The organism is Kaistia defluvii, from assembly GCF_040548815.1.
Classification (GTDB): Bacteria; Pseudomonadota; Alphaproteobacteria; order Rhizobiales; family Kaistiaceae; genus Kaistia; species Kaistia defluvii_A.
Genome location: NZ_JBEPSM010000002.1, coordinates 193,900 through 208,688, shown reverse-complemented (window position 1 = coordinate 208,688; position 14,789 = coordinate 193,900). Strand labels below are relative to the sequence as shown.

At 67.6% G+C, this 14,789-nt stretch carries 13 protein-coding genes and 1 riboswitch; of the genes, 8 read left to right on the top strand and 5 right to left on the bottom strand.

Annotated elements, in window-relative coordinates; translation table 11 throughout:
- Positions 1-88: 88 nt before the first annotated feature.
- Positions 89-1,018, top strand: a complete 930-nt coding sequence (locus ABIE08_RS13980) for a sulfite exporter TauE/SafE family protein (protein ID WP_354552791.1) — start codon at positions 89-91, stop codon at positions 1,016-1,018.
- The gene (locus tag ABIE08_RS13975) at positions 1,015-1,791 is read left to right on the top strand and encodes a TIGR02186 family protein (protein WP_354551935.1); all 777 of its coding nucleotides are present in this window, start codon (positions 1,015-1,017) and stop codon (positions 1,789-1,791) included. The genes ABIE08_RS13980 and ABIE08_RS13975 overlap by 4 nt, the downstream gene beginning before the upstream one ends.
- An 18-nt stretch (positions 1,792-1,809) precedes the next feature.
- On the opposite strand, the gene ABIE08_RS13970 is transcribed toward ABIE08_RS13975, so the two are convergent.
- Entirely contained in the window at positions 1,810-2,079 is a 270-nt protein-coding gene (locus ABIE08_RS13970; RefSeq protein ID WP_354551933.1) for a DUF6460 domain-containing protein, read from the bottom strand.
- A gap of 105 nt (positions 2,080-2,184) precedes the next feature.
- Positions 2,185-3,846: a cisplatin damage response ATP-dependent DNA ligase gene (locus ABIE08_RS13965; RefSeq protein ID WP_354551931.1), complete on the bottom strand. Its 1,662-nt coding sequence runs from the start codon at positions 3,844-3,846 to the stop codon at positions 2,185-2,187.
- 108 nt (positions 3,847-3,954) lie between these two features.
- A riboswitch (FMN riboswitch) is annotated at positions 3,955-4,105 on the top strand.
- An 88-nt stretch (positions 4,106-4,193) separates the two neighbouring features.
- Here ABIE08_RS13965 and ABIE08_RS13960 point away from each other — a divergent pair.
- Positions 4,194-5,087 (top strand): DMT family transporter, encoded by an 894-nt coding sequence (locus ABIE08_RS13960; protein ID WP_354551929.1) that lies wholly within the window; start codon positions 4,194-4,196, stop codon positions 5,085-5,087.
- A gap of 60 nt (positions 5,088-5,147) precedes the next feature.
- Here ABIE08_RS13960 and ABIE08_RS13955 read toward each other — a convergent pair whose 3' ends face one another.
- Positions 5,148-6,170, bottom strand: coding sequence for a ligase-associated DNA damage response exonuclease (locus ABIE08_RS13955; RefSeq protein WP_354552790.1), 1,023 nt, complete (start codon positions 6,168-6,170; stop codon positions 5,148-5,150).
- A 354-nt stretch (positions 6,171-6,524) separates the two neighbouring features.
- Between ABIE08_RS13955 and ABIE08_RS13950 the strand changes: the two genes are divergently transcribed.
- The 4 genes from ABIE08_RS13950 to ABIE08_RS13935 all read left to right on the top strand — a co-directional run bounded on the left by ABIE08_RS13950 (position 6,525) and on the right by ABIE08_RS13935 (position 11,237).
- Positions 6,525-9,068: a ligase-associated DNA damage response DEXH box helicase gene (locus ABIE08_RS13950; protein ID WP_354551928.1), complete on the top strand. Its 2,544-nt coding sequence runs from the start codon at positions 6,525-6,527 to the stop codon at positions 9,066-9,068.
- A 162-nt stretch (positions 9,069-9,230) separates the two neighbouring features.
- A complete protein-coding gene (gene pdeM, locus ABIE08_RS13945) occupies positions 9,231-9,947 on the top strand; it encodes a ligase-associated DNA damage response endonuclease PdeM (protein ID WP_354551926.1) in 717 nt (238 codons plus the stop codon).
- A 156-nt stretch (positions 9,948-10,103) separates the two neighbouring features.
- The gene (locus tag ABIE08_RS13940; RefSeq protein ID WP_354551924.1) at positions 10,104-10,493 is read left to right on the top strand and encodes a DUF930 domain-containing protein; all 390 of its coding nucleotides are present in this window, start codon (positions 10,104-10,106) and stop codon (positions 10,491-10,493) included.
- A 66-nt stretch (positions 10,494-10,559) separates the two neighbouring features.
- Entirely contained in the window at positions 10,560-11,237 is a 678-nt protein-coding gene (locus tag ABIE08_RS13935) for a spermidine synthase (protein ID WP_354551923.1), read from the top strand.
- Here ABIE08_RS13935 and ABIE08_RS13930 read toward each other — a convergent pair whose 3' ends face one another.
- Positions 11,238-13,079 (bottom strand): glycosyltransferase family 2 protein, encoded by a 1,842-nt coding sequence (locus tag ABIE08_RS13930; RefSeq protein ID WP_354551921.1) that lies wholly within the window; start codon positions 13,077-13,079, stop codon positions 11,238-11,240.
- Positions 13,080-13,223: 144 nt separating this feature from the next.
- Between ABIE08_RS13930 and ABIE08_RS13925 the strand changes: the two genes are divergently transcribed.
- Complete coding sequence (locus ABIE08_RS13925) at positions 13,224-14,102, top strand: transporter substrate-binding domain-containing protein (protein WP_354551919.1); 879 nt, start codon at positions 13,224-13,226, stop codon at positions 14,100-14,102.
- A gap of 225 nt (positions 14,103-14,327) precedes the next feature.
- Here ABIE08_RS13925 and ABIE08_RS13920 read toward each other — a convergent pair whose 3' ends face one another.
- Positions 14,328-14,753 (bottom strand): tellurite resistance TerB family protein, encoded by a 426-nt coding sequence (locus ABIE08_RS13920; protein WP_354551917.1) that lies wholly within the window; start codon positions 14,751-14,753, stop codon positions 14,328-14,330.
- Positions 14,754-14,789: the final 36 nt, after the last annotated feature.

The following is a 14,789-nucleotide window of genomic DNA, read 5'->3' as shown; positions in this document are numbered from 1 at the left end:
TGGCCTTGCCGGGCTGATGCCCGGCCGGGCTTCGTCGGCCGTCCCGGCCCTTGCCTCCACGCCACCCTTCGCCAGCGGTTCGGTCGTCGTGCAGATCTACCTCCCCATAGCCGAGATGCCGGTGAACATGTTCATCATCTTCGGCATGGGCGGCGCCGTGGGCTTTCTTTCGGGCCTGTTCGGGGTGGGCGGCGGCTTCCTGCTGACACCGCTCCTGATCTTCTCGGGCATCTCGCCGGCCGTGGCAGTCGCCAGCACGACAGCGCAGGTCGTCGCCTCGTCCTCCTCGGCCGCGATCACCTATTATCGCCGCCGGATGATCGACATGAAGCTCGCCGGGGTGCTGGTCGCCTCCGGCGTGGTCGGCTCGTCGATCGGCGTCGGGATCTTCAGCCTGTTGCGCCGCTGGGGCCAGCTCGATCTCGTCATCGCGCTTTGCTACGTCACCTTCCTCGGCCTGGTCGGCGGGCTGATGCTGACGGAATCGATCCGCGCCATGATCAATGCGCGCAAGGGCCGCCCGGCGCCGCTACGCCGGCCCGGCCAGCACAATTGGGCGCATGGCCTGCCGTTCAAGATGCGCTTCAAGCGCTCCAAGCTCTATGTCAGCGTCATCCCGATCATCGCCATCGGCGTCGGCATCGGCATCCTGGGCTCGCTGCTCGGCATTGGCGGCGGCTTCATCCTCGTGCCGGCGCTGATCTACCTGCTGCGCGTGCCGACCAACATCGTCATCGGCACCTCGCTGATCCAGATGACGGGCACCATGGCGGTTGCCACCGTGCTGCAATCGACCAGCAACCACACGGTCGATGGCGTGCTGGCGCTGATCCTGATGGTGGGCGGCGTCATCGGCGCCCAGTTCGGCGCGCGGGTGGGCGCTCATGTGCGCGGCGACCAGCTGCGCGCCATGCTGGCGCTGCTGGTGCTAGGCGTCGGCATCCGCTTCTTCGTCGATCTCGTGCAAACGCCGGCGGAATTGTTTTCGCTGGCGACGCTGGCGGGCGACACGCGGTGACGAGGTTCGCCGCCTGGTTCACGCTCTGCGCCCTCGCGCTGGCGGCGACGCCCGCGCGCGCCGAGCAGCTGATCGTCGCGCTTTCGGCCGAGGAAGTCCGGATCACCTCCAACTTCACCGGCACGAGCATCACGGTCTTCGGCGCGATCGAGCGGGACGCTGCAACCGTCTCGCGGGCCGAGTTCTACGACGTCGTGGTTTCCGTCAAAGGACCGCCCGAGACCGTCGTCACCCGCCGCAAGGACCGCTTTGTCGGCGTCTGGCTCAACAGCGCATCGCGCACCTTCGTCAACATTCCCTCGTTCTATGCGGTGAATGCGTCTCGGCCGCTATCCGAGGTGACCACGCCGCAGATCCTGAAACGCTTCCAGATCGGCGCCGACGACCTCGTCTTTCCCGTCTCGGCCGACGACGGAGCGCAGAGCGCCGGACAGGACGATGCGTTTCGCCAGGCCTTCGTTCGCCTAAAGCAGCAGGACGGGCTCTATCGCAGCGAGGCCTATGGGGTGAAGTTCCCCGGCACGGAGATTTTCCAGACCGCCGTGCAGATCCCGGCCAATGTGCCAGTCGGACGCTACGTCGTGACGGTCTATCTGTTCCGCGACGGCGCGATGCTCGCCTCCGACCAGTCGGAGATCCGCATCTCCAAGATGGGCTTCGAGCAGTTCACCTTCGACCTCGCCCACAATCAGGGCCTGATCTACGGCCTGATCTGCGTCATCCTCGCCGTCTTCACCGGCTGGCTGGCCGGCGTCATCTTCCGCAGGGATTGAGCGGGGTCGCGGAAGTCCTCAGCCGCCCTTGCCGAGATTGAGCAGGCGGATGACGATCCAGACCGGGATGACGATCACCGCACCGAGCAGGAAATACTGCCAGACCCATTCGATCGCGCCGAAGCCCATGTTCCAGACGCGCCGGACCATCTGCTGGGCGTTGTGGACGATATCGTAGGGCGAGATGCCGAGCGCCGACAGCACGATGCCGACGATCAGGGAAATGACGATCAGCCGAAGCAGAACCTGGGCGGGCGAGCCGCCCATGAAGCGTTGAAGGCCGTTCATCGTCATCTCCTGTGACGCCGCCCCGACGTGGGGCCGGCGTTCGATTCGGCCGGATGATAGCGGATCCCTGCGGCGGGAAAACGGGCTAAAATCGTAGCCCGCGTTTCACCCCGCCTCGGGCTCGAGCAACGCTTCCAACGTCTCGATGCGGTCCGCCTCGCGGGGCGGCTTGTCCCAGCGCAGCCGGCTGACGCGGGGAAAGCGCATCGCGACGCCCGACTTGTGCCGGGCCGACCGGTTCAGCCCCTCGAACGCGACTTCCAGCACCAGCCCGACATCGGCGTTGTGGGTTACCTCGCGCACCGGCCCGAAGCGGTTCAGCGTGTTGCGGCGGACAAAGCGATCGATCTCGACCAGTTCCTCGTCGGTGAAGCCGAAATAGGCCTTGCCCACCGGTACCAGCTCGTCGCCGCCCTCGCCGGCCTTCCAGACGCCGAAGGTGTAATCCGAATAGAAGGACGAGCGCTTGCCATGGCCGCGCTGCGCATACATCAGAACGGCGTCGACGGTGTAGGGATCGCGCTTCCACTTGAACCACGGACCCTTGGGCCGGCCCGGCTCGTAGACCGAGTCCCAGCGCTTCAGCATCAGCCCTTCGATGATGGGCACCGGCGGCAGGCTGCGCTTCGCCATCAGGTCGTCGGCCGTGTCAAAGGCAACCAGCGGCGACAGGTCGATGCGGCCGGCGAGCGAGCGGGCGACCATTGTTTCGAGCCGCGTCCGCCGCTCGCGGAACGGCAGCGTTCGAAGATCGTCCGTGCCGTCGACCAGGCAATCATAGGCGCGGATGAAGGCCGGATGGCTGGCGATCAGCTTGCCGGAGACGGTCTTGCGGTTGAGCCGCTGCTGCAACTCGGAGAACGAGCCCGGCTCGATCGCCTCGCCCGCGCGCCGGCCGACCAGCAATTCGCCATCGATGGCGCCGTCGAAATCGAGCGCGTCGAGCATGTCGGGGAAGGTATCGCCGATATCCTCGCCGGTGCGGGTATAGAGCCGTCGCACGCCGGCGTCCGACACGGCCTGGACGCGGATGCCGTCCCATTTCCACTCGGCCGCATAGACCTCCGGCACGATGCGCGGAAGGTCGTTTTCCTCCAGCGGCTGCGCCAGCATGACCGGCCGGAACGGACCGCGCGCCGAGGAGATCGGCTTTTCCTCCCGCCCCTCCAGCCAGGCGAACAGCGCCAGATAGGGCGGCTTCAGCCCGTGCCAGAGCTCCTCGATTTCGTTGACCTGCAAGCCCTCGATCTTCTCGGCGCCGAAATCGGCCAGCGCCTGCTTGGCAAGCCGCGCCGAGACGCCGATGCGCAGCCCGCCGGTGACGAGCTTCAGCAGCGCCCAGCGGCCATCGGAATCGAGCGCGTCGAGAAACGCCGCCACCCGCTTCGGCCCATCGGCGCGCGACGAGGCGAGCAGCGTCTCGACGATCGCCGAGATCGACGGGATGTTGCTGCCGGTTTGCGCGGTGGGGTTGGCGCGCATCGTCAGGCCGCCGCGCTCGTCCCACACCAGCGCGATCGTCTCGGCGAGGTCGCCGACATAGTCATAGGAATAGGCGAACAGCACCTCGTCGATGCGCTCGGCCACCAGCGCACGCAGCATGGCCGGCTTCACCGAGGGCACGTCGAGCCCGCCAGTCAGCGCCGCCAGCGCCCAGCCGCGATCGGGGTCGGGGGTGACCCGGAAATACTCCGCCATCAGCCGCAGCTTGGCGTTGCGCGAGGGCGTCAGGATCAGGCGGTCGAGGAGGGCGGCAAAATCCTGCATGGCGCCAATCTAGGTTCTGCAACCGGCTGCGAAAAGCCCCTGCCCGGCCACGGGTTGCGGTGATGCGGCCAAGCGCCTAAATATCGGCGGCTCGGCCTCGCGGCCGGGACTCGTTCTCAGGGCGGGGTGCAACTCCCCACCGGCGGTAAGAAGGTTTTCCTTCAAGCCCGCGAGCGCCTTTCCGTTCCAACGGGAAGGGTCAGCAGATTCGGTTGAATTCCGAAGCCGACGGTCATAGTCCGGATGGAAGAGAACGGCGAAGACGATGCGAACCGGCCGCTTGCGGCCGGCGCGTGCCTATTCGCTCATGCCCTGATTTCGTGTTGTCGAACCCGATGGGAACCAACATGAGTCAGTCTACCCTTACCAAACCTTCCGCTCTCGGAGCGCCCGTGGCGGGCGCCTTCTGGATGATCCTGGCCGGCGTCGCCTTTGCCGGCGTCAACACGCTCGAACAGATCGCCACCGTCACCCTGCACCTGCCGGCGCCGACGGCGGCCTTCCTGCAATATGCCGTCGCCCTCGTCGTCATCCTGCCCTGGGCGGCGCGACGCGGCCTGCCCTCGCTCAGATCCCGCCGTCCCGGCCTGCAGGCGTTGCGTGTGCTGTTCGCCGCCGTGGGCGTGCAGTTCTGGGTGCTCGGCCTCTCGCATGCCGTGCCGATCGGCCAGGCGATCGCGCTGGTCATGACCTCGCCCTTCATCGTCACGCTCGGTGCCGGGATGTTCCTGGGCGAAAAGGTCTCGCTCGAGCGCTGGCTCGCCGTGCTGGTCGGCTTTGCCGGCGGGCTGATCATCCTGGATCCGTTCTCCGCCAGTTTCACCACCGCCAGCCTTTATCCGCTGGTGGCCTCGGTACTGTGGGCCGGCGTCTCGCTGATCCAGAAGAAGCTGCTCGCCGAGGACAGCCCCGAGACCGTGACGGCCTGGCTTCTGCTGCTGCTCGCGCCGGTCAATCTGGTGCTGGCGCTGCCTTCCGGCATCGCCATTCCCTCCGGCGATGCCTGGATGGCGATCGTCGCGGTCGGTGTGCTCACCGCCGCCGCGCAGGGCTTTCTGGCGCTCGCCTATGCCAAGGCGGACGCCGCCTATGTGCAGCCCTTCGACCATGTGAAGCTGCCGCTCAACGTGCTCGCCGGCTGGCTCGTCTTCGGCTGGGTGCCGTCAAGCCAGCTCTGGCTCGGGGCGGCGCTGATCGTCGGCGCGTCGATGTTCCTGCTCTGGCGCGAAACGCGGCACTAGCTGGGGCAAACGCAGGCACCATTCTTCACCTCTCCCTGAGGGAGAGGTAAGAAACCAAGCCTACTCCGCCTCGTCCTCGTAGCCGACCATGTGCAGGGGACGGGCGCGGATGCCGGCCAGTTCGCACCATCGCACCAGCGCCTCCTCGCGGCCATGCGTGACCCAGACCTCGGCGGGAGCAATCTCGGCGATGGTCTCGGTCAGTTCGCCCCAGTCGCAATGATCCGAGATGATCAGCGGCAGCTCGACGCCGCGCTGCTTGGCGCGCTGGCGGATCGACATCCACCCCGAGGCAAAGCACGAGACCGGATCGGGAAAGCGCCGCGCCCAGCGATCGGCGAAGGCCGATGGCGGCCCCACTACCACGGCACCGGCGAAATCGACGGCGTCCTTGGATTTGCGCCCGGTTTCGACGGTCGCCTGCTCCAGCGGGCCCAGGTCGATGCCCTCTTCCTCGTAGAGCCGGCAGAGCTTTTCCAGCGCGCCGTGGATGTAGATCGTCCGGTCGTAGCCTTCCTCGCGCAGCCGCTTGATCACCCGCTGCGCCTTGCCCAGCGCATAGGCGCCGACCAGATGCGCCCGCTCCGGGAAGGCCGCGAGCGAGGCCAGCAGCTTGTGGATCTCGTGGCTGTCATCGGGATGGCGGAACACCGGCAGGCCGAAGGTCGCCTCGGTGATGAAGACGTCGCATTGCACCGGCTCGAACGGCGCGCAGGTCGGATCGCGCCGGCGCTTGTAGTCGCCGGAAGCGACGATGCGCAGACCCTTCGCCTCGACAGCGATCTGCGCCGAGCCCAGCACATGGCCGGCGGGGTGGAACTGCACGGTGACGTCGCCGATGCGCGTGACCTCGCCGAAATGCGCCACCGTCTGGCTGGTGGTGAAACCCTCGCCATAGCGCGCCGCCATGATCTTCAGCGTCTCGCGCGTCGCCATCACGGCCTGATGGCCGGGGCGGGCGTGGTCGGCATGGCCATGCGTGATCAAGGCGCGCGCGACCGGACGCACGGGATCGATATGGAACCCGCCGAGCGGGCACCAGAGACCATCGGGCGTCGGGCAGAGGAGTTCTTCGGGACGGATCATCTCCTTAGGATAGGGATGGAATTTGGCAATGAAAGCCCCTGCAGCCGATCTCGAAAGAGGACGATGGAGCGGATAAGCCTCAAAAACCCTTCCTCTCTTTGCGGTCCAAGACTCCATCCTCATCCTGAGGTGCCCGGCAGAGCCGGGCCTCGAAGGAAGATCCAGACGACACCGTTGGCGAAGGGATCTATTGGAACTCCAGTGAAAGAATGGCCTGCTCCGCTGGACCCTCCTTCGAGGCTTCGCTGACGCGAAGCGCCTCAGGATGTTGGCTGAGGGCGTGGCTGCACGCGTTCGCGCCCGATGCTCAACACCCTCGACTTCCGCCCTCCCCGCTCCTACCTCTAGATCGTGACCGAAAGCCCCGACGCCGGATCCTCCCCAGACCTCCTGCCCGCCCCCTTTCTCGACTGGTTCGCCCGTCGCGGCTGGGCGCCGCGGCCGCATCAGCTCGCCCTTCTCCAAAAAGCGCGCGAGGGGCATTCCGCGCTGCTGATCGCGCCGACCGGCGCCGGCAAGACTCTGGCCGGCTTCCTGCCCAGCCTCGTCGACCTGGCGACCCGGCCGCCGGCGGGCAAAGGCGGGCGCGGACCGCACACGCTGTACATCTCGCCTCTGAAGGCGCTCGCCGTCGACATTGCGCGCAATCTGGAAGCGCCGGTCGCCGAGATCGGCCTCAAGATCGCGATCGAGACCCGCACGGGCGATACGCCGGCGCACAAGCGCCAGCGCCAGAAACTGAAGCCGCCGGAAATCCTGCTGACGACGCCGGAGCAACTGGCGCTGCTGATTTCCAATCCCGATGCCGGCCGCTTTTTCGGCGATCTCGAGACCGTCATCTTCGACGAATTGCACGCGCTGGTGACGGCCAAGCGCGGCGACCTGCTTTCGCTCGGCCTCGCCCGGTTGCGCAAGCTGGCGCCGGGCCTGCGTGCTGTCGGCCTTTCAGCCACCGTCTCGGAGCCCGACGATCTGCGCGCCTGGCTGATGCCGCAGGCGCCGGAAGCGGAACGGGTGCTGGCCGATCTCGTCACCGTCTCCGGCGGCGCCAAGCCCGAGATCACCATCCTCGACACGGAAGAGCGGCTGCCCTGGGCAGGCCACTCGGCCGTGCATGCGATCGGCGAGATCTACGAGGCCGTCCGCGCCAACAGCATGGTGCTGGTCTTCGTCAACACCCGCAGCCAGGCCGAACGGGTCTTCCAGGAGCTCTGGCAGGTCAACGAGGACGCGCTGCCGATCGCGCTGCATCACGGCTCGCTCGAGGTCGGCCAGCGCCGTAAGGTCGAGACGGCGATGGCGGCCGGCAGCCTGCGCTGCGTCGTCTGCACCTCCACGCTGGACCTCGGCATCGACTGGGGCGATGTCGACCTCGTCATCAATATCGGCGCGCCGAAAGGCGCCAGCCGTCTGGCGCAGCGCATCGGCCGCGCCAACCACCGCATGGACGAGCCCTCGCGCGCCCTGCTGGTGCCGGCCAACCGCTTCGAGGTGATGGAATGCACCGTGGCGCTGGAGGCGAGCACATCCGGTGCGCAGGATACGCCGAGGCTGAAGGCGGGTTCGCTGGACGTTCTGGCGCAGCATGTGCTGGGCATGGCCTGCGCGGCGCCGTTTTCGGTCGAGGCGCTGCATGACGAGGTCACCTCCGCCGCTCCCTACACCGAACTGCCGCGCGAGATCTTCGAGCAGGTGATCGATTTCGTCGCCACGGGCGGCTATGCGCTGCGCAATTATGAGCGCTTCGCCAAGATCCGGCGCGGCCCGGACGACCTCTGGCGGATTTCAAACCCCGCGGTTGCCCAGCAGTACCGGCTGAATGTCGGCACCATTGTGGAGTCCCCCATGCTGAAGGTTCGCCTGGCCTCGCGCAGGCGCGGCGGGCCGCTCGGCATGGGCGGCCGGGTGCTCGGCGAGGTCGAGGAGAATTTCGCCGAAGCCCTTTCGCCGGGCGACACCTTTCTGTTTTCCGGCCTGGTGCTGCGCCTGGAAGGCATCCGTGACAATGAAGCGATCGTCAGCCGCACGGTGAACGAGGCGCCCAAGGTGCCGTCCTACCAGGGCGGGAAATTTCCGCTCTCGACCTACCTCGCCGACGGGGTGCGCGGCCTGCTCGCCGACGAATCCGCCTGGGGCCGGCTGCCGCACCAGGTTTCGGACTGGCTCGCCCTGCAGCAATGGGCGTCCGTCCTGCCGAAGCGCGACGAGCTGCTGGTCGAGACGTTCCCGCGCGGAAATCGCTTCTACATGGTCGCCTACCCGTTCGAGGGACGGCTGGCGCACCAGACGCTCGGCATGCTGCTGACGCGGCGGCTGGAGCGGGCCAAGCTGAAGCCCATGGGCTTTGTGGCTTCCGATTATGCGCTGGCGGTCTGGGGGCTCGGCGACATGGGCGCGGCCTTCGCCAAGCAGAAGCCTTCGGTCGGCGACCTGTTCGACCAGGACATGCTGGGCGACGATCTCGACGCCTGGCTGGCGGAGAGCCATCTGCTCAAGCGGACCTTTCGAAACTGCGCGCTGATCTCCGGGCTGATCGAGCGCCGCCACCCCGGCAAGGAGAAGTCCGGCCGCCAGGTGACGATCTCGACCGACCTGATCTACGACGTGCTGCGCTCGCACGAGCCCGACCACATCCTGCTGCAGGCGACCTGGGCCGATGCCGCGACCGGCCTGCTCGACGTGCGTCGCCTTTCCGACATGCTGGCGCGGGTGAAGGACCATATCCGCCACCAGCCGCTCGACCGCGTCTCGCCGCTCGCCGTGCCTGTCATGCTGGATATCGGCCGGGAGCCCGTCGCGGGCCAGGCCAACGAGGAAATCCTGCGCGAGAATGCGGACGATCTGGTTCGCGAGGCCATTGGCGAGATGACCGAAGCGCCAGCCGAAGTGGAGTGAGGTTTCCGTCCGCTCCCTGCCCTTGCCTCCATCCTCGACTCCTCCATCTGGACCGCTGCGGCGATCGGAATCAGGGCTTCGGGGTGTTCGCCGCGTCTTCGAATGCTAAACTCGACGTGAATCGGATGCGTCGGGCGAGATTCCCCGGAGACGAAGGCTGGAATGCAGAGCGAGGCAGTGGCGCGAATCGAGACGGAAACGGCGCAGCCGGGCCTTTCGGTCGCCTCCGTGTCGCTGATCCCGCTCGTCGAGGGCGCCCTCTGGTGGCCAGAGGAGCGGACGCTCATCGTCGCCGACCTGCATCTTGAAAAAGGATCGTCCTTCGCGCGGCGCGGCCAGATGCTGCCGCCCTATGACACGATGGCGACGCTGCAGCGGTTGGCCGCGATCCTCGCCCGCCTGGCGCCTTCCCGCGTCATCGCGCTTGGCGACAGCTTTCATGACCGGAGCGCCGGCGACCGGTTGAACGCCGCCGACCGCGCCTCGCTGCGCGCGATGACCGCCGCGGCGGAATGGATCTGGATCGCCGGCAACCACGACCCCGACCCGCCGCGCGACCTCGGCGGCTGGTCGACGAGCGAGCTTTCGATCGGCCCCCTCACCTTCCGTCACGAGCCCCGTCCTGGCGCGCAGCCGGGCGAGATCGCCGGCCACCTGCACCCCTCCGCCCGGCTTGTCGGCCGTGGCCGTTCGATCCGCCGCCGCTGCTTCGCGGCCGATGGCCGGCGCCTGGTCCTGCCGGCCTTTGGCGCCCTGGCCGGCGGCCTCAACGTGCTCGACGCGGCGTTCCGGCCCCTCTTCGACGGCCGCGCCTTCCACGCCTGGATGCTGGGCGACGCCGTCCACGCCATCGCCGGCCATCGCCTGGTCGACGGCTAGCCTTCCCGATCAGCCAAGAGAAAGTCCCACGCTGCCCCCTCCGCCTGGCCGCGCCCTTCTACGTTCCTTCCGCGACGGCCCCAGTGCACCAGACGGCCCCGGCAACCGCTGCCGGTCGTCGCTGACGCCCTTGAATACCCCTGAAAGGAAACCGCGATGCGCCGCCTGGCCCTGATCCTGCCTGTCCTGATGGCCACCCTGCCGGGTTCTGCGCTCGCGGTCGACCCCGGCCTTGCCGCCAGCCTGAAGGAACTCGACGCAACGACGCGCCTGATCCAGGTCTGCGACATCGCCGTGATGGACAAGACCTCGAGCCGCAAGGACGGCGTCACGGACCGCGCCTTCATCGACATGCTGCACCGTCCGGAGATCAACGGCGATGTCGCCGTAGGCGATGGCGGCGCCTTTCGGCGCAAGGGCGAATGGTACGAGTTTTCCTATCGCTGCGCCGTCACGCCGGACCATATGCAAACAACCAAGCTGAGCGTGAACGGCATCCGGCACGTGCCGCATTCCGAATGGGAAGCGAAGAACTTCTATCCCTGACCGGCCAAGCCCGTCCGGCCCGTGTATGGTGCCGGCGATTGTCCCTGCAACCATGGAAATGCGCGCTTGATACCCTGGGTCCGGCTCGATACGGCAACCATTCCCGGCGCCAGCGGCGAACTGCGGCTGATGCAGCGCGGCGCCGAATTCTCGATCATGATCGGCTCGAACGAGCTGATGAACAGCCGGCTGAGCGGCTCGGAAGAGGCGCTCGCCTCCCTGTCGGCCGCGAAGATCGCGGGTCGGCCCGGGGCCAGCGTGCTGATCGGCGGCCTCGGCATGGGCTTCACGCTACGCGCCGCGCTAGCCGAGTTCGCCCCCGACGCAGCGATCACCGTGGCGGAGCTGGTGCCGGCGGTCGTCGCCTGGGCGCGCGGCCCGATGCAGCCGGTGTTCGGCGATTGCCTCGACGATCCCCGCGTCACCATCCACGAGGGCGATGTCAGCCCGCTGATCCTCGCCGGCCGCAAGGGTTTCGACGCGATCCTGCTCGATGTCGACAATGGCCCGGAAGGGCTGACGCGCGAGTCGAATGACGGGCTCTACACGATGCGCGGCCTTGGCGCCGCCTTTGCCGCGCTGCGTCCCGGCGGCGTGCTCGCCGTCTGGTCGTCTGGCCCGAACGCCGCCTTCACCCAGAGGCTGAACAAGGCCGGCTTCGCCGTCGAAGAGGTCAAGGTCAAGGCCCATCGCGGCCGCAGCGGCGCCAAGCACGTCATCTGGATCGCCGTCCGGCGCGATTGATCAGGCTTGCCGCAGCCGTGATCGCGGCGCTGCCAGCAGCCTCGGCGGCCGGGGCGGCGGGGCCTGAGGGATCTTGGCGGCCATCGCCTGGGCGGGCGGTTGCTGGCCGTGATGCCGGGTCTTTTCCCAGTGATGCGGCGCGACGATCAGCTGGAAGAAGGCGCGATAGCAGGCGAGCGACAGCAGCAGCCAGTAGCCCGGCAGGAAGGGCAGCACGCCCGGCTGCCGCTTCTTGCGCCTCAGCCGCAGCGTGGCGCGCGACAGCATCCCGAACGCGACATAGCCGGCAACGAAATTGAACACGTTCAGGAAGATCACCGCGGCCGCCAGCGGGCTGCCGGACCGCCAGATGATCGTCGGATCGATCACCAGCGCCACCGCCGAGGCGATATAGACCGGGTGGATCGCCGCCGCGACCAGCGTTCCGAAGCCGGTCAGCACGAAGCCGAGCATCCGTCGCGTGCCGATGCCGCGCCATAGCTGGATCGGGTGGCGGGTATGGACCAGGGACGTCTGCATCCACCCCTTGAGCCAGCGCGTCCGCTGCTTCAGCCAGAGCCGCATCGTGCGCGGCGCTTCCTCATAGGTCGGCCGCGTGATCGTGCCGGAACGATAACCACAGCGCACGAAGCGTATGCCGAGATCGGCGTCCTCCGTCACATTGTACGGATCCCAGCCGCCGACCGCGCGCAGCGCCTCGATGCGGAAATGGTTCGACGTGCCGCCGAGCGGCAAGGGCATGTCGAGCGCCGCCAATGTCGGCAGCACGCCGTCGAACTGCATGGAATATTCCATGGCGAAGAAGGCGGTCAGGCCGTTGACGTCATCATTGTCGATCAGCAGCGGCGCCTGGATGCAGGCGAGGCGCTCGTCCCCCGCCTTGAAGACGAGGTAGGCCTCCAGCAACTGGCCGGGATCGGGCCGGTCCTCGGCGTCATAGACGGTGACGAAGCGCCCGCGCGCCAGCGGCAGGGCGAAATCGAGCGCCTTCGGCTTGGTGCGCGGGGCGCGGTCCGGCACGACGAGGATCTCGAAATGCGGGCCGAGATCGAGACGGTCGAGCGCGCGCTTCGTCGAGCGGTCGCGCGCCTCGACGATGAACTTGATGTCGAGCCGGTCCTTCGGCCAATCGAGCCGGTCGAGCGCCCGGGCCAGGTCGGCCACCATATGCGCCTCGTCATAGAGCGGCACGAGGACGCTGTAGACCGGCAGGCGCGACCGATCGACCTCGATCGAGGGCGGCGGGCGGAAGGTGCGCTCGAGCGCGACGCTGATCGAGAGCAGGCGCAGCATGACCAGCGCCAGGAACAGCAGGCCGGCGGCGATGTTGAAGATCTGCACCACCAGCCAGCCGGTCTGCCACAGCGCCAGCGCCACCAGAGCCAGGAACACCAGCCCGCCCAGCGACTGGGCCGGCGTCAGCAGGCGACGGGCCGACCAGTCCGGATGGTTTCGAGCCAGTCCGAACACCGCCTCCTCGACCAGTTGCGGCGCAGCCGCCTCTGTGAGGCAGCGCCGGATCGCCGCGGGCGTGGTGACCGTCAGCCGCGCCGCCAGTTCGGGCTTGCGGGCGAGCGCCTCCGCCAGCCTGTCCGCATCCTGCGGACGGGGCGCGATCACCAGGCGGCGCGACCCGCCATCGTCGAGCATGGCGACACGGCCGGCGCGAATGCCCGCCGCGAGGCGTTGCACGTCACCGACGCCACCCTCGTGCGGCACCACGGTTTCAAAATTCTTCTTCGGCGCGAGATCGAAGGGAAGCCCGAGGCGTGCGGCCAGAACCGCATAGCGCAGCGGCTCGTCCGGCGGCTCCCCGCCCGGCGGATTCCACCCATAGCCCATTGGCTCCCCCGCCACGCCTGTCCGGGCAGCCCGATTGTCCGGGTTCGTGCCCATCGACAATTCGTCTATAGTCCCGCACGCGCCATTCTCATGGCTTACGTAACGGCAACCAGAACGCAGAGTGATACAGGCATGCGACGGCATTTGGCAAGCATCGCAATCTGGACGAGCATCGCGATGCTGGCGGGCCTGATGGCGACCGTCGGCGGGGCGAAGGCCCAGGATGCGGCCGCGACGCCGGCAGTCAATTCTGCGCCTGCCGTCGCCATTCCCAACCTGTGGGACCCTAACCGCCGCCTCGACCGGCCTGCCACGACCGCGCTGACCGGCATCCGCTTCACCACGACCGACGATTTCCCGCCCTTCAACTTCACGGGCCCGGACGGCAAGCTGACGGGGTTCAATGTCGATCTCGCCCGCGCCATCTGCCGCGAACTGAGCGTGCCCTGCACGATCCAGGCGCGCCCCTGGGACGGCCTCGTCGAGACCATTGCCGTGGGCCGCGTCGACGCAGCACTGGCCGGCATCGCCATCACGCCGGAAAACCGGGCGAAGCTGGATTTTTCCGACGTCTATCTCCGCCCGGTCGCGCGCTTCGCCGGCCGCAAGGGCGAATCCGCCGCGCGGCTCAACGCCGAGGGGCTGGCCGGCCGCAAGATCGCCGTCACCAAGGGCAGTTCCCACGAGGCCTATCTCGCCGCCTTCTTTCCGGCGAGCACTCGGGTTGCCGTCGAGACGCCAAGCGCGGCCGAGGAAGCGCTGAAGGCGGGAAGCGTCGACCTCGTCTTCGGCGACGGGGTGCAGTTGGCCTTCTGGCTGCAATCCGAACCGGCGGCGGGCTGCTGCGATTTCGTCGGCGGCGCCTATGTCGAGCCGCATTTCTTCGGCCAGGGCCTGGCGATCGCGCTGCCGCCCAACCGCAACGACCTGCGCCTCGCAGTCAACTGGGCGCTCGACAGCCTCTATGACAAGGGCGTCTTCGCCGAGCTCTATCTGCGCTATTTCCCGGTCGGATATTTTTAAGGGCGGGCGACGGGGGCACGCTTAAGCAAGCAAGCCCCTCACCCAACCCTCTCCCGCGAGCGGGAGAGGGCCAAGCCCGAGATTTTGATGGCTGTTCACGAGGCACCGCCGACCCCCCTCGCCCGCTTGCGGGAGAGGGTTGGGGTGAGGGCCTTCTCCGGTGAGGACATAAACCCTCACAGGAACCTACGGTCCGACCTCTCCCTCAGGGAGAGGTGAAGAATGTCAGATCGTGCGGTGACGGGCGCGGGCGCCGCGCTCGATGGCGGCGGCCGTCAGCGAATCCACGTCGAGCACGTCGCGCAGCAGTTCGAGGAAGCGCAGCTCTTCCTGCTCGACATGCAGGTCGGCCGCCGCGACCTCGACGGCGAGCGCATAGGCCGTCTCATGCAGCTTCTTAGGGAGCGAAGTGGCGATCGTCGCCAGCACGGCGTGCAGGCCGTCCTCTTCCCGGGTGATGGCGGCGCAGGCCTCGGCGATCTTGATCAGCCGGTCGGTATCGAAGCCGCCGAAGATCGGCAGCGTGTTCACGACATCGCCGATCTTGCGCAGTTCGCGATCCGTCATCTGCTTGTCGACCGCCGAAAGCGTCACCATCGCATAGATCAGAGCCTCCTGCGGGGAGACCGTGCTGCCGGTGGGCTTGTCCATGTCGAAACGCTCCTAAGGCGGACGGTTGCCGTCCAG

Excerpts from the sequence above, each read along its gene's own strand:
- ABIE08_RS13970 (WP_354551933.1), bottom strand. The coding sequence starts at position 2,079 with ATGAACGGCCTTCAACGCTTCATGGGCGGCTCGCCCGCCCAGGTTCTG.
- ABIE08_RS13965 (WP_354551931.1), bottom strand. The coding sequence starts at position 3,846 with ATGCAGGATTTTGCCGCCCTCCTCGACCGCCTGATCCTGACGCCCTCG.
- ABIE08_RS13960 (WP_354551929.1), top strand. The coding sequence starts at position 4,194 with ATGAGTCAGTCTACCCTTACCAAACCTTCCGCTCTCGGAGCGCCCGTG.
- pdeM (WP_354551926.1), top strand. The coding sequence starts at position 9,231 with ATGCAGAGCGAGGCAGTGGCGCGAATCGAGACGGAAACGGCGCAGCCG.
- ABIE08_RS13940 (WP_354551924.1), top strand. The coding sequence starts at position 10,104 with ATGCGCCGCCTGGCCCTGATCCTGCCTGTCCTGATGGCCACCCTGCCG.
- ABIE08_RS13930 (WP_354551921.1), bottom strand. The coding sequence starts at position 13,079 with ATGGGCTATGGGTGGAATCCGCCGGGCGGGGAGCCGCCGGACGAGCCG.
- ABIE08_RS13920 (WP_354551917.1), bottom strand. The coding sequence starts at position 14,753 with ATGGACAAGCCCACCGGCAGCACGGTCTCCCCGCAGGAGGCTCTGATC.